Origin of the sequence: Nocardia seriolae NBRC 15557, from assembly GCF_007990715.1 — a bacterium.
GTDB lineage: Bacteria > Actinomycetota > Actinomycetes > Mycobacteriales > Mycobacteriaceae > Nocardia > Nocardia seriolae.
In genome coordinates this window covers 1-22,841 of sequence record NZ_BJWY01000097.1, presented here as the reverse complement: position 1 = coordinate 22,841, position 22,841 = coordinate 1, and the positions used below count along the sequence as shown (strand labels likewise).

Sequence of the window (22,841 nt, the reverse complement as noted above, 5' to 3'; positions counted from 1 at the left end):
TCCTTTCGCCACATGAGCGTGGGGCGGTCGCTCCCGACCGCCCCACGTGACAACTCTGGTCCTATCGGTACCGTATCCGGTCCGCTGCGAACCGTCAGTACTGAACCGAACCGCCCACCTGCGCGGTCACACCGCCCACGTCGACCGACTGGGACGGCCGGTCACCCTCGGGGAGCTTACCAATCTGCGCCGCGGCCTCCAGGACGATGGCGCCGCCCGGCATCAGGCGGATGAAGCTCTCGGCGCTGGCCTTGGCCGCGTTGGCGGCGGCGGTGTCCAGCACGAACTCGATCTTCTGATCGTTGTCCGGGCCGCTGCCCGCGAAGGTCGTCACCTTGATCTGGTTGACCGTGGTGAAGTCCAGCGACATGCCGGCCTCGCCGATGCCGCCGGGCGTGGTGTAGCCGATGGTGCCGACGTAGCCGTCGAGGTTGCTGAAGTGGTGGGTGTTGGCGGCCCAGCCCGGCAGCACCGCGCCGCCGTCGAGGTTGACGCCGATCTCGGTGTGCGGACCGGTCATGGCGACCACCGGCGCGGCCGGGGCGGTGTCGACCGCGGGCGACTGCCAGCGCGGCTGCTGCGGCGTGGTCCCCGACGGCTGGCCGGTGACGGTGTCCACGGCATTGTCGTTCGGCTTCGGTGTGGTCCCGGCGGGCTGCGCGGTCTGGTCGTTCGGCTTGGGCTGGTTCTGCTGGCCCGGCGTGGTCGACTGATCCGGGGTCGGCTCGGTCACCGCGGGCTGCACCTGGTTCGGCTGGCCCGGCACCGGCAGCGGCGCCACGCGCGGCACGGTCACGCCCGGCTGCGACGGCTTGAGCGACTTCGGCTGGCCCGGCTGCGGATTGGTGCCCGCGGGCTGCGCGTTCGGATCGTTCTTGGGCGCGGTCGGGTCCGGCTTCGGGGTGGCGTCGGGCTGGCCGCCCTGCGGCTGGCCCTGATCCGGCTTGGCGCCGTTGTCCGGGGCCGGGTTGTTCGGCGTGGTCGGGGTGGTGACGCCCGGCTGGTTGCCCTGCGGCTTGGTGGTACCCGGCTGCACGTTCTCCGGCTTGGGCGCGGGCACGACCTGCACCTTCGGGTCCGGGGTCGGCGTGTCGGCCGGCTGGGTGCCCTCGGGCTGCTGCTGGTCCGCCGGGACCGCGCCCGGGTCGGCGGGGGCGGCGTTGGCGGGAGCGGACAGCAGCGACACCACCGCGGCCGCACCGGCCAGCGTCAGGGAGGTGCTCGCCTTGATCCGACTCGGCTTGCGGTGCTTCACGTTTCGCTCAATTCCTTCGTCCCTCGGCGACGCGACCGCCCGGGGCGTCCAAGAGCGTCTCACCGGAGGGAATTGAGAACCCCCGCTTTGTAACACTCGCGACCGCCCTGCCGATCGCTTCCGCCGCGAACTTAATCACAAGGGAGACAACGCAGCAAGACGGGCCGGTAACGAAGCCGAATTCCGCACCCCGCGAAGAGCCGAATTCCGCGCGCCGCGGGGAACGCGCGAAACGTGTTGCGGCTAGTCCAGATCGTCGTGCCGCATGAGCTGGCGCGCGGCCTCGGTGACCGAGCCGGTGAGCGACGGGTACACCGAAAACGTCTGCGCCAGATCGTTCACCGTGAGGTTGTTCTGCACCGCCAGCGCGATCGGCAGGATCAGCTCCGAGGCGATAGGGGCCACGACGACACCGCCGATCACCACGCCGGTGGCGGGGCGGCAGAAGATCTTCACGAAACCCCGTCGCAGGCCCGACATCTTGGCGCGCGGGTTGGTGTTCAGCGGCAGCATGACCGTGCGGGCCGGGACCTCGCCATTGTCGATGGCGGTCTGCGAGACGCCGACGGTCGCGATCTCCGGGCGCGTGAACACCGCGGACGCAACGGTCTTCAGGCGAATCGGCTGCACGCCCTCGCCGAGGGCGTGATACATGGCGATGCGGCCCTGCATGGCGGCCACCGAGGCCAGCGGCAGCAGGCCGGTGCAGTCACCGGCGGCGTAGACGCCCGGGGCGGTGGTGCGCGAAACCCGGTCCACGCGCAGGTATCCGCCCTTGTCGAGCTCGATGCCCAGGCGATCCAGGCCCAGCCCATCGGTATTCGGGACCGAGCCGACCGTCATCAGGGCGTGGGTGCCGGTGACGGTGCGGCCGTCGGACAGCTTCACCACGATGCCCTCGGCGGTGCGCTCCACCGCGTCGGCGCGGGCGTGCTTGACCAGTTCCACACCGCGCTCGGCGAGCGCCTCCTCCAGCACCAGCGCGGCGTCGGCGTCCTCGCCGGGCAGCACGCGGTCGCGGCTGGAGACGAGCTTCACACTCACGCCCATCTCGGTATAGGCGGAGACGAATTCGGCGCCGGTCACACCCGAGCCGACCACGACCAGGGTCTCGGGCAGTTCCTTGAGGTCGTAGAGCTGACGCCAGTTCAGGATTCGCTCGCCGTCGGGTTCGGCGCCGGGCAGCACGCGCGGGCTGGCGCCGGTGGCGATGAGCACCACCTCGGCCTCGATGATCTGCTGCTGACCATTGGCGAGAGTGGCCTTCACCAGGTGGGTGGCCAGGCCGGGGGCCTGGTCGATGATCTCGCCGTAACCGGCGAGCACGGTGACGCCCGCGGTCTGGAGCTTGACCTTGATATCGGAGGACTGCGCCTGCGCGAGGGCCTTCACACGCGAGTTCACCTCGGCGAGGCGCACCTGCGCCTGCGAGGGATGCACGGTGATGCCCAGGTCACGGGCGCGGCGCAGGTCGGTGCGCACGCCGGTGGAGGCGATGAAGGTCTTGGACGGCACGCAATCCCACAGCACGCACGCGCCGCCGATGCCGTCACTGTCGATCAGCGTGACCGGCGCGCCGTGCTGCGCCGCTACCAGTGCCGCCTCGTACCCGGCGGGACCGCCACCGATGATCGCAATGCGGGTCATTGTTCCTCCGCTTCAAGCTCCGGCCCCGGGATCTCCGCTGCCGGTCCCTTACGTTATCCGGCCTGGTCCTCACTTCTTTCACCGCATCTCGGGACAACTGTCCCACTGTGGCGCATCCCATTCGCGGAGTTGGTCCGGCATGGCGGGAGTTTGCTCGAACTCGGCATTCCCGCAGGATGAATCGGACATCGGCGGGGTCGCACCCCGGTTCCGGTGACTTCGGGGCAATCGATCATGCGGGCGCGAACCGCCTTGTGATCGGGATCGGGGATGGTCTCCGGTATTTGTTCGATAGGCTTCTATGGTGCCGATTTACGCCGCCTACGGGTCCAACATGGATCCCGAGCAGATGCTCAAGCGCTGTCCGCACTCCCCCGTATACGGAACCGGCTGGCTGGAAGGGTGGCGACTCACCTTCGCCGGGGACGACATCGGCTGGGAGGGACCGCTGGCGACGGTGGTCGAAGAGGCCGGGCAACGGGTCTTCGTGGTGCTGTACGACGTTCCCGGTGAGGACGAGCTGAGCCTCGACCGCTGGGAGGGCTCGGACTTCGGCATCCACAAGAAGATCCGCCTGCGCGTGACCCCGAACACCGGTACCGGCACCGAGCCGGTGCTGGCCTGGCTCTACGTCCTGGACGCCTACGAGGGCGGGCTGCCCTCCGCGCGGTATCTGGGCGTGATCGCCGACGCCGCCGAGAAGGCGGGCGCGCCAAGCGATTACGTGCACGCGCTACGCACGCGGAACAGCAAGAACGTCGGCCCGGGCACCTTCGGGCTGTAGCGGTCGCACCACGCACGGAAGATTCCGCGCGGCATCGGCGTTGCGGAATCTGGAACGATCTCCGCAACGCCCGAGAGGACCACGATGCCCGCAACACCGGTACCCGCCGCCATCGCCGAATTCCTGTCCCAGCCCAACCCGGCCGTCTTCGCCTCGAATCGCCCGGACGGGCAGCCGGTCTCGGTCGCGACCTGGTACCTGTACGAGAACGGCCGAATCCTGGTGAATCTGGCCGACTTCCGTAAGCGCCTCGACTACCTGCGCGAGGATCCCCGCGTCAGCCTGACCGTGCTCGCCGACGGCAACTGGTACAGCCACGTCAGCATCCAGGGCCGCATCATCTCCCTCGAGAACGACCCCGACTCCTCGGTCATCGACCGCATCGCCCAGCACTACATCGGCAGCGACTACGGCGTCCGCGACCAGAAGCGCGTCTCCGCCTGGATCGAGATCGACCGCTGGCACGCCTGGGGCGCCATCGCCGAAGCGGCGAAGTAGGCACCGCCGAAGCGGCAAAACAGCCTGAAACACGAAGCCGGGCCGCACCTTTCGAGGTGCGGCCCGGCTTCGTCGTGGGTCAGTGGGCGTTCAGCACGATATTGGTGAACACCCGGACACCGGCGGCCAACGCTCGCTCGTCGATGTCGAAGGTGGGCTGGTGCAGGTCGAGTTGCTCGCCCTGGCCGGACCAGACGCCGAGGCGGGCCATGGCGCCGGGGACCTCCTCCAGGTACCAGGAGAAGTCCTCGCCGCCGCCGGACTGCTGGGTGTCGGCCAACGCGTCGGGGCCCAGGGCGCGGATGGCGTCCTCGAACATGCGGACGGCATGCTCGTCGTTGACGACCGGGGGGACGCCGCGCTTGTAGTTGAGCTGGTAGCGCACGCCGGTGGGGGCCAGCAGGCCCTCGACGATCTCGCGGACCATGGGCTCGAGCAGGGACCAGGTGGCGTGGTCGCCGGTGCGGACGGTGCCGGTGCGCATGCCGGTCTGCGGAATCGCGTTGGGCGCCTTGCCCGCCGAGACCGCGCCCCAGACCATGACGGTGCTGGTGCGGGGGTCGATGCGGCGCGAGAGCAGCCCGGGCAGGCCGGTGATGACCGTGCCGATGGCGTAGACCAGATCGCTGGTCAGGTGCGGGCGCGAGGTGTGGCCGCCCGGCGAGTCCAGCACCAGTTCGACGGTGTCCGCGGCCGAGGTGATCGGGCCGACCCGGATGCCGACCCGGCCGACTTCCAGCCGCGGATCGCAGTGCAGGGCGAACATGCGCGAGACGTCTTCCATCGCGCCCGCGGCCACCATGTCGATGGCGCCGCCGGGCATGACCTCCTCGGCGTGCTGGAACACCAGCCGCACGCCGACCGGCAGGTCGTCGCCGATCTCGGCCAGCGCCAAGGCGGTACCGAGCAGGATCGTGGTGTGCGCGTCGTGGCCGCAGGCGTGCGAGACGCCGGGCACGGTGGAGGCGAAGGGCAGGCCGGTGTATTCCTGCAACGGCAGCGCGTCCATGTCGGCGCGCAGGCCGATGCGCGGGCCCTCGGGGCCGATGTCACAGATCAGGCCGGTGCCGCTCGGTAGCCTGCGCGGTTCGAGACCGGCCTTGACGAGCCAGGACTCGACGAATTCGGTGGTGTTGAACTCGGTCCGGGAAAGCTCCGGGTTGGCGTGGATATGGCGACGCCACGACATCAGGTCGTCCATGTGCTCGGCGAGCCATGCCTCGACCATCTCGTGCCCGGTAGCCGGTTCCATCGCGACGCCCGCCTGCGTACCCACGCAGGTAGCTGCCACCACTGGTCCGTTGAGTCGCGCCGCGGACCGGCCGGTTGTGCTCACCGAATGTCCTCCTGTCGCTGCAACTGCCGTTGAATGACTCGTTCCGACAACCTGTCCCTGTGCACCTTGTCCCCCGCTATCTGTATCGCGGTGCGAGCCAACGCCGTTGCCCCGTCCAGGACCGCGCGGTCGGCCGAAGCGTTCACGGCGGCCGCCGCGAACGCGGGTTGGTGGGTCACCGCGCCCCCGGCATCGATCCCGATGACCGGGTGGATACCGGCGATGACGTTGGTGACGTTGCCCATATCGGTGCTGCCCAGCGGCCGCGCCGCCTCGAATTGCGGGGCGATGGGCTCGCGTCCGAGATCTCGGATCTGCTCGCGATAGGCACACAGTAGTGCGCTGTCGGGAGTGAGCTCGGTATATGTCGGCGCGAGCTTCCGGATTTCATGTGTGCATCCGGTCGCCAGGGCACCAGCCTCGAAACATGCCGATGCTCGTTGCATCAGATCATCGAGGGTCGCGGAGTCGACCGCACGTAGGTAATACAGCAGTTCCGCGTGTCCGGGCACGATATTGGGGGCTACGCCGCCCGACCCGACTATACCGTGCAGTTGCTGTCCGGGAAGCAGATGTTGCCGCAGCAAACCCAAGGCAACTTGCGCGACGGTGACGGCGTCGAGGGCATTTCGCCCGTATTGCGGTGCGGCGCTGGCATGCGATTCCTTGCCGTGGAAAACCACGGAAAGATCGGCGAGGGCCAGGGAATGCGCGCCGGCGATATCTTCCGGGCCCGGGTGCACCATCATGGCCATGGCGACGTCGTCGAAGACGCCGCGCTCGAGCATGAGCACCTTGCCGCCGCCGGACTCCTCGGCGGGCGTGCCCAGCACCTTCACGGTGATTTCGCAGGCGTCGGCGACCGCGGCCAGGGCCAGCGCCGCGCCGACGCTGGAGGCGGCAATGATGTTGTGGCCGCAGGCGTGACCGATTTCGGGGAGCGCGTCGTATTCCGCGCAAATACCGACTACTAGGTCTCCACTGCCGTATTCGGCGGTAAATGCGGTCGGCAGATCCGCGACGCCCGATTCGATGCGGAATCCATGTTCCCGCAGGGGCTCGATTGTCTTTGCAACACTGCGGAATTCCTCGAACGCCAACTCGGGCTCGGAATGAATGTCGTGCGAGAGCGCGATCAGCCGGTCGCGCTGGGCGGCGATGGCCGCGTCGACCTCGGCGATCAGCAGCGGATCCGGCGTTGCCAGGGCAGCATTCGGGGCCGACACGGATTCCGCTTCGTGCCGACTAGTCGGTTTGCCAAGAGTGCGTTCATCGCCGTTGCGCGACGTTTGCATCCCCACAGTCTCGCACTGCCGTGCCGATCTGTCGCACCAGGTAGGGCGGAAGATCTTTCGGCGGATCGCTATCTCGCCGAAGACGAGGGGATATTCAGGGGCAACCCCTGAAACCCCAAGAAAAAACTGTCAACGAGCCGGGTTCAAAGAACCCCTGCCCCCAACCCAGCGACGCCGCGCCCTCAGTGCCTATGAGGACGCGGCCATCGGACTAAGGGTTGAAGGCCAGGTTCTCCGGGGTGGTCTCCACGGCCAGACCGGCCAGCGCGTTCTGGTGCAGGGCGCGCTTGATGACCGGGAGATTCGGCTTGCGATTGCCCTTGAGCAGGTCCGCGCGGGCGATGGCGGTGGCCAGCAACTCCTCGGCGTCGGCCTTGGCGTCCACGATGCCCGCGGCGATGGCGTCATCGGCGGCGTAGCGGCGGCCGGTGGTCATGGCCTCCACCGCGACCTGGTTGCTCAGGCGGTTGGTGAGCAGCGCGTTCATGGCGACCGTGAACGGCATGCCCAGGTGCACCTCGGGCAGGCACCAGAAGCCGCGGTCGGCACGCATGACGCGGAAGTCGCAGGAGGTGGCGAGCATGGCGCCGGCACCGAAGGCGTGGCCGTTCACCGCGGCCACGGTGGGCAGACCGAAGGCCAGCAGGCGGCTGTAGAGCGAGTGCACGCGGTCGAGGTACCAGCAGTTCTTGTCGAAATTGCCGAACAGCCAATCGGTATCGAGGCCGTTGGAGAAGAACTTGCCGTCGGCGGTGACCACCAGGGCGGCCGGGCCCTCGGAGGCCTCGACCTCGTCGAGCAGGGCGTGCACCTCGGTGATCCAGTCGGGGTGGAAACGGTTCTCGCTGTCGATGGTCTGGCCCTCGGTCCCGAGGTTCAGCACGAACACGTCGCCATCACGCTTCAAATACGGCATGCGTGCAGCGTAGCGGGGGCGGATAGCGATACCTACCCGTGGGTAGCAATAACCCGCGGGACACGGACGAGAGGGATAAAGGGAATGAACAAGGCAGGTAAGCGGCGTGACCGGGCGTGAGAGATCGCCTAGGACTAGGGTGGGCGACATGCTAGCCGAGAAGGCCATGGGCGGGGTTTCCGAACTAGCCGCCGCAGCCATTGCCGAACGTACTGGAGTGCACAAGCACCGGGTCGCCGTGGTGCTCGGGTCCGGCTGGCAGGAAGCGGCCGCCGAGATCGGCGAACCGGCCACCTCCATTCCGATGGCCGAGGTGCCCGGCTTCGGATCGCCCACGGCGCAGGGACATCAGGGCACCATCCACTCGGTACCGGTCGGCGAGTCGCCGGTGCTGCTGCTCATGGGCCGCCAGCATCTCTACGAGGGCCACGCGCCGAGCCAGGTCGTGCACAATGTGCGCACCGCGCTGGCCGCGGGTGCGGAGACCGTGCTGCTCACCAATGCCGCGGGCGGAATTCGCGACGGGCTGGCCGTCGGCGAGGCGGTGCTGATCAGCGACCATCTCAACCTGACCGGCCGCACCCCCATCGAGGGCGCGAACTTCGTGGACCTGGTCAACGCCTGGGATCCCGAATTGCGCGCGCTGGCAAAGGAAATCGACCCGAGCCTGACCGAGGGCGTCTACGCGGGCCTGACCGGGCCGCAGTACGAGACCCCCGCCGAGATCCGCATGCTGCGCACCCTGGGCGCGGACCTGGTCGGCATGTCGACGGTGCTGGAGGCCATCGCCTGCCGCGAGGGCGGGGCGAAGGTGCTCGGTATCTCCCTGGTCACCAACCTGGCCGCCGGGGTCACCGGCGCGCACCTCTCGCACGCCGAGGTGCTGGCCGAAGGCCACGCCGCCGCACCGAGATTGGGCAAACTCCTGCGCGGCGTCCTGGAACGCCTCTAGGCGCCCGGCGTGCTGCGCTTCGGCACCGCCGGACTCCGCGGTCCGCTCCGGGACGGCCCGGACGGCATGAACGTGGACACCGTGTCCCGCGCTTCGGCGGGCATCGCCGCCTGGCTGCGTGACCGCTGCCTGGGCGGCGGCCTGGTCATCGTCGGCCGCGACGCCCGCCACGGCTCGGACGAATTCGCCACCGCCACGGCGGAAGTCTTCGCGGCGGCCGGATTCTCGGTCCTGCCCCTCCCCCGGCCGCTGCCGACCCCGGTGGTGGCCTTCGCGGTCCGTGAACTGAAAGCCGTTGCGGGCGTTCAGATCACCGCCTCCCACAACCCCGCCACCGACAACGGCTACAAGCTCTACCTCGACGGCGGCTCCCAACTCGTCCCACCCGCCGACGCCGAGATCGAGCGCTGCATCGACGCGGTGACCACCCCCATCGCCCGCACCGACCCGACCTCGACCGCCCCGAAACCGAGCATCCTGGGCCTGCCCGGGGACGCCTCGATCGAGGACCTGGGCGAGGAGATCGTCCGCCGCTACCTGGCCCGAATCACGGCGCTGCCCGGCCTGATCGGCGGCGAGACGGCCGAGCGGTCCGACATCCGAATCGCGCTGACCGCCATGCACGGGGTCGGCGGCGAGGTGGCGGTCGCCGCGCTGCGCGGTGCGGGATTCGGTGAGGTGCTCGTGGTTTCGGAGCAGTTCGCGCCGGATCCCGATTTTCCGACCGTGTCGTTTCCCAATCCGGAGGAGCCGGGGGCCTCGGATCTGCTGCTGGATCTGGCCGAGCGACTCGACGCGGATGTCGCCGTCGCGCTCGATCCGGATGCGGACCGGTGCGCGATCGGGGTACGGGGACCGTCCGGATGGCGGATGCTGCGGGGCGATGAAACCGGTGTGCTGCTGGGCGATTTCGTTTTGCGGACCGCCGCGCCGGATGCACTGGTGGCCACCACCATCGTGTCGTCGCGGCTGCTGAGCAAGCTGGCTCCGGCGCGCGGGGCTCGGTATGCGGAGACGCTGACCGGGTTCAAATGGCTGGCTCGGGCGGGCGCGGGACTGGTCTACGCCTATGAGGAAGCCATCGGGCACTGTGTCGATCCGGCCGCGGTGCGCGACAAGGACGGGATCTCGGCGGCGGTCGTGGCGGCGGATCTGTTGGCGCAGTTGCAGGCTCGGGGTCGGACCGTGCTCGACGTGCTCGATGACTACGCCGTGGAGTTCGGTGTGCACGCGGGTGATCAGGTGTCGTTGCGGCTGCCCGATGTGAGCGAGGCGGCGGCCGTGGTGGCGCGGCTGCGGGAGCTGCCGCCGACCGAGATTGCCGGAGAAGCGGTGAGCTGCACCGATATGGCGCAGTTGCGCGGGCAGATGCGTACCGATGCACTGGTTTTCGAGGGCGCGACGCTGCGGCTGGTGATCCGGCCGTCGGGGACCGAGCCGAAGCTCAAGTGCTATCTGGAGACCTTCGTGCCGGTTGCCGATCGAGCGGGGCTCCCGGGGGCGAAGGCCGCTGCGGCGCAACGGCTCTCCGAGATCCGGGAGTTCTGCGTGAAGTTGTGAGCGGGGTCAGCGGGGGCCGAATTGGCGGTCGCCCGCGTCGCCGAGGCCGGGGACGATGTAGGCGTCGGAGTTGAGGCCGCGGTCCACCGAGGCGGTGACCAGGCGCACGGCATGGCCCGACTTCTCCAGGGCGGTAATGCCTTCCGGGGCGGCGACCACACAGATCACGGTGATGTCGCGGGCATTGCGGGTGGCCAGCAGGTCCAGGGTGTAGACCATGGAGCCGCCGGTGGCCAGCATGGGGTCCAGGACGACGACCGGGGTGGTGGACAGGTCGTCGGGCAGGGACTCCATGTACGGCGTGGGCTGATGGGTCTCCTCGTCGCGGGCCAGGCCGACGAAACCCGATCCGGGCGTCCGGAATCAGATTCTCCGCGGTCTCCACCATGCCCAGCCCCGCGCGCAGCACCGGAACCAGCAACGGCGGAGCATTCAGCCGGGTGTCCTCGGCGGCCGCCACCGGCGTGGCGATCGGGAACCGCTCCACCGGCGCATCCCGCATGGCCTCATAGATCAGGATCCCGGTCAGATCCCGCAGCGCGGCCCGGAATGTCGGATTGGTGGTCCGGGCATCTCTCATGGTCGTCAGCAAAGCGGCAGCGAGCGGATGGTCCACGACGAGAGTGCGCATACGAAAACCATATGTCAGTACAGACGACCGAGATCCCCGCCCGCCGGAATTCCCCGACCCCCGGAACCATCCCCGGCCACCACGCGTCCAAGCCCATATCAACCGAATCCACCCCGCGACCGGCATGAAGGGGGCATTCATGCACCGCATCTCGATCCGTCCCGACGGCCTCACCACCTACGCGACGACCACCGCTCTCCTCTCCTCCGACGTGGCCACCATCACCACCCACACCGCGTCCGCCTCCCCCGACCTACTCGCCCCCGCCTTCGGCCTGATCGGCGCGGATTTCCTCACCGCCTACGCCGCGGCCCACACCACCCATGTCGACTCGCTCACCAACCTGTCGGCCGCCCTCGCCGGCATGGTCACTGCCACCGGCGACGCCGCCTCGGCCTATTCGAAACATGACGCGGCCTACGCCGCCGCGCTGCGTACGCAGAGTAGGGAGCTGAGCGCATGACTGCCGCACCACGGCGATGGAGTCCGCCAGCTGACTCTGCTGCCACACAACATGATTCGCACCGGGTCCGACCGATGAGCGCGCCGCCGCGTTCAGCGGGCGCGGGACGCGGAAAACGGGTGCGCAACCGGTGGATTCGGCCGGAGCCGCGTCGATGAGCGGCGGGTTGTGCACGGGCGCGCTGGCGGAGCCGATCATCGGACTGCTCGCCAGTTTCGGGGAAGGGGACGCCGGATCCGCGGCCGCGACGCTGCGGGAGACATCGGCCGCGGTCGACGAGGTGCAACTGGCCGGCCGGTCGAATGTGGATCGGATGTATGACGCGTTTCGGGGGCGGGCCGGGGATGCGGCGTTGGATGCGGCGTTGCGGGGGCAGACCACGGCGGCAACGGCTTCCGAGCGCGGGCGCGCGATGGCGGACATTGTCGAGCGGGCGGATGCGGAGATCGGCGGCGGGCAGCGGGAGATCGAGGAGATCCTGCGGTCGTTCACGGCGGAGGCCGAGGGGTTGACGGCGGGCGGGGTCACCCCGGCGGCGCTGACCGCCCTCGTGGGGTCGGCGATCGACCACGTCGGGCGGGCGTTGCGGGTGGCCGAGCGGGTGCGCGCGGAGTTGGAGGGTGAGACGGCCGCCATGAACGAATTGGCCGACCGGACACCCGCACCCGCCGTGGTTTCGCCCGCGGCGACCGGGTTCGGGGACGCGGCGGTGGTTCCGGCGGCGAGCGCGCCACTCGACGCCGGGGTGCACCGGGCGGGCACGACGCTCGCCGCGGCCGGTGATGCGATCGCGGACGGTGGCTCGGCACTCGGGTCCGGGCTGTCGTCCGTGGGCGGGCTCATGATGACACCCGCGGCGGTGGCATCCCCTCGGACGCCGCCCGCACAGACCACGAATCCCCCGAACACCACGACGGCCCCGAAGGCGATTGATCGTGGCCATGATTCGCACCTCGCCCGTCCGCAGTCGGGCGGGGTGAAGGTGACGTTGCCGGATGGGAGCACGGTCGTCGCGCCGAATGTGCGGGCCGCGGATGCGGTGCGCAGCGCTTTGTCGGCGATCGGGACACCGTATGTGTGGGGTGGGGAGGCGCCCGGGGTGGGGATGGATTGCAGTGGTCTGACACAGTGGGCGTATGGGCAGGCGGGGGTTTCGCTGCCCAGGTTGGCGCAGGAGCAGGGGTACGGGCATCAGCGGGTCGGTCCAGGGGACTTGATGCCCGGGGATCTTGCGGTGTGGGACGGCCACGTCGCGATGGTGGTCGGGAACGGCGAGTTGGTGGAGGCGGGCGAGCCCGTCCCGATCGGACCGATACGAACGGAGAACTCGGGCATGCGCTTTCTCGGTTTCTACAGGCCGACGGCATGAACGGTCAGGCCCGGAGGAGGCAGCACAGCGTAACCACGGAGGGCCCCGTTCATGCCGACAAGGAGGCAGCATGAGTGCGCCGCAGGTACCGCCGGTGACGACGGCGGCGTCGAGCAATCGGGCGGGCACCGTCACGGTGCGCGCGACGGATCAGGGGATGCCGGTGGAGCTGCAGTTCGAGCGGGGTGAATACCGGTACGGCGCACAGGCTCTCGCCGACGAGATCCTGCGCCTGACCAAGCGTTCGGCGATCGTGGCCCGCTCGCGGCGGCGCGAGCAGCTGGCCGAGGCGGGGGTGCCCGAGGCCATGCTGGATCGGCTGGGCCTGCCCACCCGGCAGGCGGCGGTGGACGAATTGGATCGGCTCGACGACGCCGATACCGGACAGACCAGTTGGATGCGCCGACCTTGATCGGGTCGCCGCGACGCGGGTACTCCGCCCCCGTCCCGGAAGGAGCTCACATGACTGCCGAAATGGATGCCCTGCTCGAGCGCGTGAACCGGCAGCTCGAGACGCTGGAGGCGACCCTGCAGGGCCTGTCGCAGGTCCGGGCGCGGTTCACCGCCGAGGACCGCTCGGTCACCGCGGAGGTGGACGCCGACGGCGCGCTGACCGGTCTGTGGCTGGCCGAGTCCATGACCACGCGTTCCCCGGTCGAGGTGTCGCGCCTGATTCTCTGGGCGTGTCAGCAGGCGGCCCTGGAGGCGACGGTCCAGCGCTCCCGAATCGTTGCGAGATTGAACGACTCCCTGATTTCAAGAAACGTTGTGGCCGACCCGGATAGTGCCTGACGCGACGACTGGATAGGCTTCCCGTCATGGCTTCTGGAGACATCGTCCCGATCGCGCTCGGCCTGACCAAAGGCGATCTTGTCACCCTCTGGGCACCCCGCTGGCGAGACGGTGACGATGAGTGGCAGGCATTCCTCGGTCACGAGGAAGACCTCTACGGTTTCGAGTCCGTCGCGGAGCTGGCTGCGTTCATTCGCACCAACTCCGACAACGATCTGGTGGATCATCCGGCCTGGAAGATCATCGCGGGTCTCTCGGCGGCCGAACTGGAGCCCGAGGAGCAGTACGTCTTCGATCTGGTCGGCGTGCCCGAGCTGGCCGCCGACGACCCGGATCCGGAGGTGGTCTCCGAGCTCGAGGAGACCCTCGAGATGGTCCGCAATCTCGGCGACGTGTGCGAACTCGACACCGTCACCAAGTTCTTCGGCTCGCACCCGGTGCTGGGCGCGCTGCCCGGCGGCGTGAGCGCCTTCGAGGGCCGCGAGGGCGAGGAACTCTGGGACCAGATCGGCGCGGCCATCGCCAAGGACTGGGAAGCCGTCATCGACGCCATCGACTCGGTGGTGACGATTCCGGAGGTGGACGCCGACGCGGTCTCGGTGGCGGAGGCGGAACTGCTTGCCGCGCAGGAGAACATCGTCGACGCCGAGGACGCCGCCGACAGCGACGACGACGAGATCGAGGCCGTCGACCTGGACGACGAAGAGGACGACGAAGACGAGGAGCTGTCCTTCTGGCACGAGGTCGGCATCGACCCGGTCCAGATCGTCACCTCCGACGGCACCTTCTACACGCTGCGCTGCTACGTCGACGACGAGCCCATCTTCCTCGGCAAGGAGGGCTCGATCACGGTCTTCGGCTCCGAGCGCGCCCTGGCCCGCTACCTGGCCGACGACCACGACCACGACCTGGCCCGGGTCAGCACCTACGGCGAGGTGCAGACCGCCGCCGTGGACGGCTCCCTGGACGTCGAGGTCGACGAGGAGAACGTCTACGTCCTGCCCGGCATCGCCGAGGATCTGGCGGCAGGCCCCAAGTCCGTCGACACCGATCAGCTCGACCTGGCAGTGGAATTGTTCACCGACGCAGCCGATTACGCCGAGGATGACGCCGTGGAGTCGGCCCTGGCGGTCTCCAAGCCACTGGGCTGGTACGTCTCCTACCTGCTCAACCCCGACCCGTCCCGGATGGCCCCGAACCCGCCGTTCGCCGCCGAGTCGGAGTCCTGGAAGGCGCTCGAGGTCGCCTTCGAGGCCCGCCTCGTAAAGGCATGACCTGAGACATGATTCGGGCCGCACCCACTCGGGTGCGGCCCGAATCGTTTCCGGGACGAGCTATCCCAGCAGTACCGCGTAACCGGGCTTGATCACCTCGTCGATCAGGCGCAGGCGCTCCGGGAACGGGATGAAGGCGGACTTCATGGCGTTGATGGTGAAGCGTTCCAGGTCGCTCCAGCCGTAGCCGAAAGTCTGTGCCAGCTTGAACATTTCCTTGCTCATGGTGGTGTCGCTCATCAGGCGGTTGTCGGTATTGACCGTGACGCGGAAGCGCAGCCGGGCCAGCAGATCGAAGGGGTGCTTGTCGAGCGAGGGCACCGCGCCGGTCTGGACGTTGGAGGACGGACAGAGCTCGAGCGGAATGCGCAGGTCCCGAACGTAATTCGCGACCACGCCGAGCTTGGGGCCGTCGGCGGAGTCGGTGATGTCGTCGGTGATGCGGACGCCGTGGCCCAGGCGTTCGCAGCCGCAGAAGGCGACGGCCTCCTGGATGGAGGGCAGGCCGAAGGCCTCGCCCGCGTGAATCGTGAAGTGCGCCAGGTTGGCCCGCATGTAGTCGAAGGCGTCGAGGTGGCGGCTGGGCGGGAACCCCGCCTCCGCGCCGGCGATATCGAAGCCGCCGACGCCGCGATCGCGCCAGCGCACGGTGAGTTCGGCGATCTCGCGGGAACGGGCCGCGTGCCGCATGGCGGTGAGCAGGCAGACCATCTTGATCGGGGTGCCCGCGGCGGCGGCGAGCGCCTCGCCCTCGCGGAATCCGGCGATGGTGTGCTCGACCACCTCGTCGAGGGTGAGCCCGGCCTCGAGGTGCTGTTCGGGCGCGAACCGCACCTCGGCGTAGACGACGCCGTCGGCGGCGAGATCCTCGGCGCATTCGCGGGCCACCCGGCGCAGGCCCTCGGGGGTCTGCATGACGGCCACGGTGTGGGCGAAGGTTTCCAGATAGCGCTCGAGCGATCCGCTGTCGGCCGCGTCCCGGAACCAGTTCGCCAGGGTTTCGGCATCGCCTGCCGGTAGCTGGTCGTAGCCGCAGGCATTGGCCAGCTCCAGCACGGTCGCGGGCCGCAGCCCGCCGTCCAGGTGATCGTGCAGGACCGCCTTCGGAGCCTGGCGGATCGAGGCGAGAGTGAGGGGCGTCGGTCCAGTCATGTAGCAACGTTAGCCGCATTCCCGTTCTGCGGCAGGGCGGTTGATGCGAGTCACCCGACAGTTCGGCATGTCGTTGCCCTCACGTTGCTGACCGGTAGGTTTCCGTCACCTAGCGGACCCCGTGCGGACCGCGGGCGCCGGTCAGCGGTTGCAGGCGACGCCCGTCCCGTTCGGGTCGAGGTAGGACGAATAGCCCGGCTGGCCCTGGTAGATGGGGCCCTTGCCCTGTTCCCACACCTGCTCGCAGCTGCTGTAGATGGGATCCGGCTTGGCCTTCGGGTGCGCGCTGGGCTTGGCGGAGTCGTCACGCGAGAGGGAGTAGGAGCCGGACGGATTGGACGGCTGCTGATTCTCACCCGGCGAGGCCTGCGCGACGGCACCGACCGACAGGAGGACGGCGACCGCACCGAACCCCGCGGCGAGCGCTGCCCGGCCCCGGAAATCGTTTCTGTGCTTCACCATCCCCAGGCTAGGCCGGTTCGGCGCGGCGGGTCAGGCGGTGATGCGCTCCAGCACCAGCGGCTGCGGCGGCGCGCTGTCGCCGTCGGAGATGGTGAACGCGTCGCGCAACAGTTCCAGCGCCGCCGGGAAAGCCTCGGGGGTATCGGTGTGCAGGGTGAGCAACGGCTGACCCCCGGTGATGGAATCGCCTGGCTTGGCATGCATTTCGATGCCCGCACCGGCCTGCACCGGATCGCCCTGCCGGGCCTGGCCCGCCCCGAGCCGCCAGGCGGCCAGCCCCACGTCGAGGGCGGCGAGACGGATGAGCGTGCCCGAGGCCGGGGCGCGCAGGATTTCGGTATGGCGGGCTTGCGGCAGTGGCGCGTCCGGGTCACCGCCCTGGGCCCGCACCATGGCCCGCCAGTGGTCCATGGCCCGGCCGTCGGCCAGCGCGTCGGCCGGATCGATATCGGTGATTCCGGCCTGCGCCAGCATCTCCCGGGCCAGGGCCAGGGTGAGGTCGACGACATCGGAGGGTCCGCCGCCCGCCAGCACGTCGAGGGATTCGCAGACCTCCAGGGCATTTCCGGCGGTGTGCCCGAGCGGGGTGTCCATGGCGGTGAGCAGCGCCACCGTCCGCACGCCCGCGTCGGTGCCGAGTTCGACCATGGCGGTGGCGAGTTCGCGCGCCTGGGGCAGTTCCTTCAGGAAGGCCCCGCGCCCGACCTTGACGTCGAGCACCAGCGCCCCGGTGCCCTCGGCGATCTTCTTGCTCATGATGGAGCTGGCGATCAGGGGGATGGATTCCACGGTCCCGGTCACGTCACGCAGCGCGTAGAGCCGTTTGTCGGCGGGCGCGAGGTCGGCCCCGGCCGCGCACACCACGGCCCCGATCGCGGGATCCGCCAGGATCTCCCGCATCCGGTCGGCCGGAATGTCGGCCTGCCAGCCGGGTATCGCCTCCAGCTTGTCCAGAGTGCCTCCGGTGTGACCCAATCCGCGCCCGGACAGCTGCGGCACGGCGGCCCCGCAGGCGGCGACCAGCGGCGAGAGCGGCAGCGTGATCTTGTCGCCGACGCCGCCGGTGGAGTGCTTGTCCACGGTGGGCCGCCCCAGATCGGTGAAGTCCAGCCGCTTCCCGGAGTCGATCATCGCGCGGGTCCAGCGCGCGGTCTCGCGCCGGGTCATGCCGCGCCACACGATGGCCATGGCCAGCGCCGACATCTGCTCGTCGGCCACCTCCCCGCGCGTGAACGCGTCCACCACCCAATCGATCTGCGCGTCGCTGAGCTCGCCACCGTCGCGCTTGGCCCGAATCACGTCCACCGCCGAGTGCACCGTCACGTATTCCACCCTGGCACGCATACCCGGGCCTTTCCATGTAAAACCGCGTGCGCCACGAAGATCAGGGACGATAGCCGATCGATATCGCTCTCAGAGCTGCCCGGCGCTGAGGTCGCCGGGGCCGAAGGAGTCCGGCAGCAAGGCGTCCAGCGGCACGGCACCCTTGTGGTGATCTACGAGCAACTCGCCGCCGCCGTGCTCGAGCAGGATCTGGCGGCAGCGCCCGCAGGGCATGAGCACGGCCCCGCGGGAGTCGCAGACCGAGACCGCGCGGAGGCGGCCACCACCGGTCGAAATCAAGTTACCGACCAGTACACATTCGGCGCAGAGGCCCAACCCGTATGAGATATTTTCCACATTGCAGCCGCTCACCACCCGGTCATCGGCGGTGAGAGCCGCGGCTCCGACGGGGAATCGGGAGTAAGGGGCATACGCCTCTTGCATAACTTCAAAAGCCTTGTAACGCAGGGCTTTCCAGTCAATTTCCGACATTTCGGACCATCCTCCTATGGACGTGACCGTACCCGCGTGATAACCGTTCTGCCTGGTCGCGGAAATCAGGAAAGGCAAACCTAACTCACAACAATTTGGTCCAACGAGCGGCACGCCGAATTAGTTCCCCCTCAAAGCTGGGTTTAGAGTTCACGACAGATCGGTTCAGGTTCCCGACAGCGGGCCTGTAGCACTGCCACCGGATGTTGATTCCGCTTGTGAGCAGGTGGTTTCGACAGTCCTAAGGCTCCGCGCCGGATCTGACCGGGTCCATCAACGACGTTGGAGGCACCGCACTCTATGACCACGCTAGAAGCTCCGGCCAAGCCGAAGCGGACCCTGTACCGAGGCGACCCCGGCATGTGGTCCTGGGCGCTGCACCGCATCACCGGCGTGACGATCTTCTTCTTCCTTTTCGTCCACGTCCTGGATACCGCGTTGGTGCGCGTCAGCCCGGACAGCTACGACCGCGCGATCGAGACGTACAAGACCCCCATCGTCGCCCTGATGGAGATGGGTCTCGTCGTCTGCGTGCTGTTCCACGCGTTCAACGGCATTCGCATCATCCTCGTCGACTTCTGGTCGCAGGGCCCCCGCTACCAGCGGCAGATGCTCTGGATCGTGCTCGCGATCTGGATCCTCGTCGCCGGCGCCGGGATCGGCCGCCAGTTCTTCTACCTGCTGACGAATTGAGAGCCGACATGAGTGAGCGAAGCGAACGTCAAATGAACACAGCCGCTATTGCGGGCATGCCGCAAGCGAGCGCTAGCGAGGTTGAGGCATGACCGCACCCGTTCTCGGCAAGTCCTACCACCGCCCCGCCTCGCTCGACGCCCCCCGCGCGCCGCGCCGCCTCGGCGGCAACAACTTCGAGAAGTACGCCTGGATCTTCATGCGCTTCTCCGGCCTGCTGCTGGTCATCCTGGTCATCGGCCACATGTCGATCATGCTGATGCTGGACGGCGGCGTGCACCGGCTCAACTTCGCGTTCGTCGCGGGCCGCTGGTCCTCCCCGTTCTGGCAGATCTGGGATCTGACCATGCTGTGGCTGGCGCAGCTGCACGGCGGCAACGGTGTCCGCACCGTCATCGACGACTACGCGCGCAAGGACTCCACCCGCTTCTGGCTGAAGACCCTGCTGGTCGTCTCCATGCTCCTGATCATGGTCACCGGCACCTACGTGATCTTCACCTTCGACCCCAACATCAGTTAAGGACAGGCCACCTCGAATGAGTGAATCCCGACCGATTCAGGAACACCGCTACGACGTCGTGATCGTCGGTGCCGGTGGCGCTGGAATGCGTGCGGCGATCGAGGCCGGTCCCCGGGCCCGCACCGCCGTGCTCACCAAGCTGTACCCGACCCGCTCGCACACCGGTGCGGCGCAGGGTGGCATGTGCGCCGCGCTGGCGAATGTCGAAGAGGACAACTGGGAGTGGCACACCTTCGACACCGTCAAGGGTGGTGACTACCTGGTCGACCAGGACGCCGCGGAGATCATGGCCAAGGAGGCCATCGACGCCGTGCTCGACCTGGAGAAGATGGGCCTGCCGTTCAACCGCACGCCCGAGGGCAAGGTCGATCAGCGGCGCTTCGGCGGCCACACCCGTGACCACGGCAAGGCCCCGGTCCGGCGCGCGTGCTACGCCGCCGACCGCACCGGCCACATGATCCTGCAGACGCTGTACCAGAACTGCGTCAAGCACGACGTGGAGTTCTTCAACGAGTTCTACGTGCTCGACCTGGTCATGAGCGACACCGAGCGCGGCCCGGTCGCCACCGGCGTGGTCGCCTACGAGCTGGCCACCGGCACCATCCACGTCTTCCACGCCAAGGCGATCATCTTCGCCACGGGTGGTTCGGGCCGCATGTACAAGACCACCTCCAACGCGCACACGCTGACCGGCGACGGTATGGCGATCGTGTTCCGTAAGGGACTTCCCCTGGAGGACATGGAGTTCCACCAGTTCCACCCGACGGGTCTCGCGGGTCTGGGCATCCTGATCTCGGAAGCCGTGCGCGGCGAGGGCGGAATCCTGCGCAACGAGTCCGGTGAGCGGTTCATGGAGCGCTACGCCCCCACCATCAAGGACCTCGCGCCGCGCGACATCGTCGCCCGGTCCATGGTGCTCGAGGTAGCCGAAGGGCGCGGCGGTGGCCCGAACAAGGATTATGTCTACATCGACGTGACCCACCTCGGCGAGGACGTGCTCGAGGAGAAGCTGCCCGACATCACCGAATTCGCCCGCACCTACCTCGGTGTGGACCCGGTGAAGGAGCCGGTGCCGGTCATGCCGACCTGCCACTACGTGATGGGCGGCATCCCGACCCGCATCCGTGGTGAGGTGCTGCGCAATAACACCGACATCGTGCCGGGCCTGTACGCCGCCGGTGAGTGCGCCTGCGTCTCTGTGCACGGCGCGAACCGGCTGGGCACCAACTCGCTGCTGGACATCAACGTGTTCGGCCGTCGCTCGGGCATCGCCGCCGCCGAGTACGCCCAGCGCGCCGAGTTCGTGGACATGCCGGAGAACCCGGCCCAGATGGTGCAGGACTGGCTGGCCCTGATGCTGTCGGATCACGGCAACGAGCGCGTCGCCGACATCCGCACCGAGCTGCAGGCGACCATGGACGCCAACGCGGGTGTGTTCCGCACCGAGGACACCCTCAAGAAGGTGCTCGCCGACATCCACTCCTTCAAGGAGCGGTACGCGCGAGTCACCGTGCAGGACAAGGGCATGCGCTACAACAGCGATCTGCTCGAGGCCGTCGAGCTGGGCTTCCTGCTGGAACTGGCCGAGGTCACCGTGGTGGGCGCGCTCAACCGCAAGGAATCGCGCGGCGGCCACGCCCGCGAGGACTACCCGGACCGCGACGACACCAACTACATGCGCCACACCATGGCGTACAAGACGGGACCGGAGCTGATCTCCGAGATCCGGCTCGACTACAAGCCGGTGGTGCAGACCCGCTACGAGCCGATGGAGCGTAAGTACTGATGACTGCCACACTCGACAAGGCTGCTCCGCAGAAGCCCGCTCCGGTGCCGAACGGTTCGGTGATGATCACCGTCAAGGTGGCGCGGTTCAACCCGGAGGACGGCCTGGGCAATCACTGGGACGAGTGCCAGGTGCCGGTGCTGCCCACCGACCGCTTCCTGAACGTGCTCATCTACATCAAGTCCTACCTGGACGGCACGCTCACCTTCCGGCGCTCCTGCGCCCACGGGGTGTGCGGCTCGGACGCCATGCGCATCAACGGCGTCAACCGGCTGGCCTGCAAGGTGCTGATGAAGGACCTGCTGCCCAAGGGCGACAAGGCCCTCACCATGACCGTCGAGCCGATCCGCGGCCTGCCCGTGGAGAAGGACCTCATCGTCGACATGGAGCCGTTCTTCGACGCGTTCAAGGCGGTCAAGCCGTACTTGATCACGAAGGGCAACGAGCCCACCTACGAGCGCATCCAGTCCCAGCACGACCGCGCCCGTTTCGATGACACCACCAAGTGCATCCTGTGCGCCTGCTGCACCACCTCCTGCCCCGTGTACTGGAGCGACGGCAGCTACTTCGGCCCGGCCGCGATCGTGAACGCGCACCGCTTCATCTTCGACAGCCGTGACGAGGGCGCCCGCGAGCGCCTCGACATCCTCAACGACGTCGAGGGCGTCTGGCGCTGCCGCACCACCTTCAACTGCACCGACGCCTGCCCCCGCGGCATCGAGGTCACCAAGGCGATCCAGGAAGTCAAGCGCGCCCTGCTCTTCACGCGCTAGGGGTTCCCGGCACAGCCGAAACAGGAAGGCCGCCCACATCTTCGGATGCGGGCGGCCTTTCGCTGCAGCCGATCGACCACGAAAACGCACTGACTACGCGGACAATTCAGTCCCATTTAGCGGACATTTGAGTATCGTTTTCCGTATGACGCCCGACCTGGCGACGCTGCTCTCCGACCTGCGCGTAACGGGCGGCGACTCGACAGACATCGAGGTCAAGTCCGCAGCAGGCGGCCTACCAGATTCGTTGACCTCAACCTTGTCGGCACTCGCCAACCGACCTGGCGGGGGATCATCATCCTGGGCCTGGACGAACGCGACGGGTTCCGCCCAGTCGAATTGGCGGACCCACAGACCCTGAAACAAGGACTTGCCAAGAAAGCCCGCTCACTCGTTCCACCGGTACAACTTGCGATCGAGGACGGAACGGTAGAGGGCGTAGCGGTGATCGTCGCCGTCGTGCACGAGTGCGATCCATCCGCCAAACCGTGCCGGACTACTGTCGGCGGACCCGCCTATCTGCGAGGGTACGACGGCGACTTTCGAATGTCCGACCTCGAAGAGCAGGCGTTCCTCGCATCGCGACAGCCCCCGCACTTCGACCGCAAGATCGTTCCAGGGGCAACCAGGGAGGACCTCGACAACGAACTCGTCGACGATTTCGCCCGCACCGTGCGACTGCGAGATCGCCGCGGACTCGGACGTTTCGAAGGCGACGAGATGCTGCGCCGCGCAGGAGCTATGGACGCAGACGGAGTGCCAACCGTTGCGGGCCTGTTGGCTCTGGGTGCCTATCCACAGCAGTGGTTCCCGCGCTTGGTAATTCAAGCCGCCGCGGAACCATCGCCATCTGATCCTGCGGGCACAC

23 protein-coding genes and 1 pseudogene are annotated in these 22,841 nt (G+C 68.2%); 14 read left to right on the top strand and 10 right to left on the bottom strand.

All coding sequences use genetic code 11. The features are described from left to right. Positions 1-94: 94 nt before the first annotated feature. Together NS2_RS25465 and NS2_RS25460 are read right to left on the bottom strand one after the other, a co-directional pair. A complete protein-coding gene (locus NS2_RS25465) occupies positions 95-1,255 on the bottom strand; it encodes a hypothetical protein (RefSeq protein ID WP_052086815.1) in 1,161 nt (386 codons plus the stop codon). 243 nt (positions 1,256-1,498) lie between these two features. Then, on the bottom strand, positions 1,499-2,902 hold the full coding sequence (locus NS2_RS25460; RefSeq protein WP_033089915.1) for an NAD(P)H-quinone dehydrogenase: 1,404 nt from the start codon (positions 2,900-2,902) through the stop codon (positions 1,499-1,501). A gap of 304 nt (positions 2,903-3,206) precedes the next feature. Between NS2_RS25460 and NS2_RS25455 the strand changes: the two genes are divergently transcribed. Both NS2_RS25455 and NS2_RS25450 read left to right on the top strand, forming a co-directional pair. Beyond that, on the top strand, positions 3,207-3,686 hold the full coding sequence (locus NS2_RS25455) for a gamma-glutamylcyclotransferase family protein (protein WP_033089925.1): 480 nt from the start codon (positions 3,207-3,209) through the stop codon (positions 3,684-3,686). Between the two features lie 84 nt (positions 3,687-3,770). After that, the gene (locus NS2_RS25450) at positions 3,771-4,184 is read left to right on the top strand and encodes a PPOX class F420-dependent oxidoreductase (RefSeq protein ID WP_033089914.1); all 414 of its coding nucleotides are present in this window, start codon (positions 3,771-3,773) and stop codon (positions 4,182-4,184) included. 79 nt (positions 4,185-4,263) lie between these two features. Here the strand turns inward: NS2_RS25450 and NS2_RS25445 are convergent, their stop codons facing one another. From NS2_RS25445 to NS2_RS25435, 3 genes are all read right to left on the bottom strand, one after another. Beyond that, a complete protein-coding gene (locus NS2_RS25445) occupies positions 4,264-5,412 on the bottom strand; it encodes a M20 family metallopeptidase (protein WP_033089913.1) in 1,149 nt (382 codons plus the stop codon). Positions 5,413-5,516: 104 nt separating this feature from the next. Continuing rightward, positions 5,517-6,704: a M20 family metallopeptidase gene (locus NS2_RS25440; RefSeq protein ID WP_033089924.1), complete on the bottom strand. Its 1,188-nt coding sequence runs from the start codon at positions 6,702-6,704 to the stop codon at positions 5,517-5,519. 322 nt (positions 6,705-7,026) lie between these two features. Then, positions 7,027-7,731, bottom strand: coding sequence for an enoyl-CoA hydratase/isomerase family protein (locus tag NS2_RS25435; protein ID WP_033089912.1), 705 nt, complete (start codon positions 7,729-7,731; stop codon positions 7,027-7,029). 148 nt (positions 7,732-7,879) lie between these two features. On the opposite strand from NS2_RS25435, the gene NS2_RS25430 reads away from it, so the two are divergent. Both NS2_RS25430 and NS2_RS25425 read left to right on the top strand, forming a co-directional pair. After that, complete coding sequence (locus tag NS2_RS25430; RefSeq protein ID WP_045438801.1) at positions 7,880-8,683, top strand: purine-nucleoside phosphorylase; 804 nt, start codon at positions 7,880-7,882, stop codon at positions 8,681-8,683. Between the two features lie 9 nt (positions 8,684-8,692). Then, positions 8,693-10,243, top strand: a complete 1,551-nt coding sequence (locus NS2_RS25425) for a phospho-sugar mutase (RefSeq protein WP_036549880.1) — start codon at positions 8,693-8,695, stop codon at positions 10,241-10,243. Between the two features lie 6 nt (positions 10,244-10,249). Here the strand turns inward: NS2_RS25425 and upp are convergent. Next, a pseudogene (upp, locus tag NS2_RS25420) lies at positions 10,250-10,874 on the bottom strand (uracil phosphoribosyltransferase). A gap of 139 nt (positions 10,875-11,013) precedes the next feature. Here upp and NS2_RS36250 point away from each other — a divergent pair. From NS2_RS36250 to NS2_RS25395, 5 genes are all read left to right on the top strand, one after another. Next, positions 11,014-11,337 carry a type VII secretion target gene (locus tag NS2_RS36250; protein ID WP_033089922.1) on the top strand — a complete coding sequence of 108 codons (324 nt, stop codon included), beginning with the start codon at positions 11,014-11,016 and terminating at the stop codon, positions 11,335-11,337. Positions 11,338-11,491: 154 nt separating this feature from the next. Beyond that, a complete protein-coding gene (locus NS2_RS25410; protein ID WP_033089910.1) occupies positions 11,492-12,706 on the top strand; it encodes a C40 family peptidase in 1,215 nt (404 codons plus the stop codon). A gap of 70 nt (positions 12,707-12,776) precedes the next feature. Continuing rightward, positions 12,777-13,118, top strand: coding sequence for a hypothetical protein (locus tag NS2_RS25405; protein ID WP_033089909.1), 342 nt, complete (start codon positions 12,777-12,779; stop codon positions 13,116-13,118). 50 nt (positions 13,119-13,168) lie between these two features. After that, positions 13,169-13,498: a YbaB/EbfC family nucleoid-associated protein gene (locus NS2_RS25400; protein ID WP_033089908.1), complete on the top strand. Its 330-nt coding sequence runs from the start codon at positions 13,169-13,171 to the stop codon at positions 13,496-13,498. A gap of 26 nt (positions 13,499-13,524) precedes the next feature. Next, the gene (locus NS2_RS25395; protein WP_033089907.1) at positions 13,525-14,772 is read left to right on the top strand and encodes a SatS C-terminal domain-containing protein; all 1,248 of its coding nucleotides are present in this window, start codon (positions 13,525-13,527) and stop codon (positions 14,770-14,772) included. 60 nt (positions 14,773-14,832) lie between these two features. Here NS2_RS25395 and NS2_RS25390 read toward each other — a convergent pair whose 3' ends face one another. From NS2_RS25390 to NS2_RS25375, 4 genes are all read right to left on the bottom strand, one after another. Then, positions 14,833-15,924 carry an adenosine deaminase gene (locus NS2_RS25390; protein ID WP_033089906.1) on the bottom strand — a complete coding sequence of 364 codons (1,092 nt, stop codon included), beginning with the start codon at positions 15,922-15,924 and terminating at the stop codon, positions 14,833-14,835. Positions 15,925-16,065: 141 nt separating this feature from the next. Beyond that, positions 16,066-16,383 (bottom strand): excalibur calcium-binding domain-containing protein, encoded by a 318-nt coding sequence (locus tag NS2_RS25385; protein ID WP_158543949.1) that lies wholly within the window; start codon positions 16,381-16,383, stop codon positions 16,066-16,068. A gap of 33 nt (positions 16,384-16,416) precedes the next feature. Then, a complete protein-coding gene (locus tag NS2_RS25380) occupies positions 16,417-17,730 on the bottom strand; it encodes a thymidine phosphorylase (protein WP_045438797.1) in 1,314 nt (437 codons plus the stop codon). A gap of 69 nt (positions 17,731-17,799) precedes the next feature. Continuing rightward, the gene (locus NS2_RS25375) at positions 17,800-18,201 is read right to left on the bottom strand and encodes a cytidine deaminase (RefSeq protein WP_033089904.1); all 402 of its coding nucleotides are present in this window, start codon (positions 18,199-18,201) and stop codon (positions 17,800-17,802) included. Positions 18,202-18,501: 300 nt separating this feature from the next. On the opposite strand from NS2_RS25375, the gene sdhC reads away from it, so the two are divergent. The 5 genes from sdhC to NS2_RS38760 form a co-directional block, all read left to right on the top strand. After that, positions 18,502-18,894: a succinate dehydrogenase, cytochrome b556 subunit gene (sdhC, locus tag NS2_RS25370; RefSeq protein WP_071811631.1), complete on the top strand. Its 393-nt coding sequence runs from the start codon at positions 18,502-18,504 to the stop codon at positions 18,892-18,894. 88 nt (positions 18,895-18,982) lie between these two features. Further along, positions 18,983-19,414 carry a succinate dehydrogenase hydrophobic membrane anchor subunit gene (locus tag NS2_RS25365; RefSeq protein WP_033089902.1) on the top strand — a complete coding sequence of 144 codons (432 nt, stop codon included), beginning with the start codon at positions 18,983-18,985 and terminating at the stop codon, positions 19,412-19,414. Between the two features lie 16 nt (positions 19,415-19,430). Then, positions 19,431-21,200: a succinate dehydrogenase flavoprotein subunit gene (sdhA, locus tag NS2_RS25360; RefSeq protein WP_033089901.1), complete on the top strand. Its 1,770-nt coding sequence runs from the start codon at positions 19,431-19,433 to the stop codon at positions 21,198-21,200. Next, positions 21,200-21,973 carry a succinate dehydrogenase iron-sulfur subunit gene (locus tag NS2_RS25355; RefSeq protein WP_147207304.1) on the top strand — a complete coding sequence of 258 codons (774 nt, stop codon included), beginning with the start codon at positions 21,200-21,202 and terminating at the stop codon, positions 21,971-21,973. Before sdhA ends, NS2_RS25355 begins: the two co-directional genes overlap by 1 nt. Before the next feature lie 546 nt (positions 21,974-22,519). Next, positions 22,520-22,841, top strand: a 322-nt coding sequence (locus NS2_RS38760) for a DUF8451 domain-containing protein (RefSeq protein ID WP_491844348.1), incomplete at its 3' end; no start/stop codon positions are given.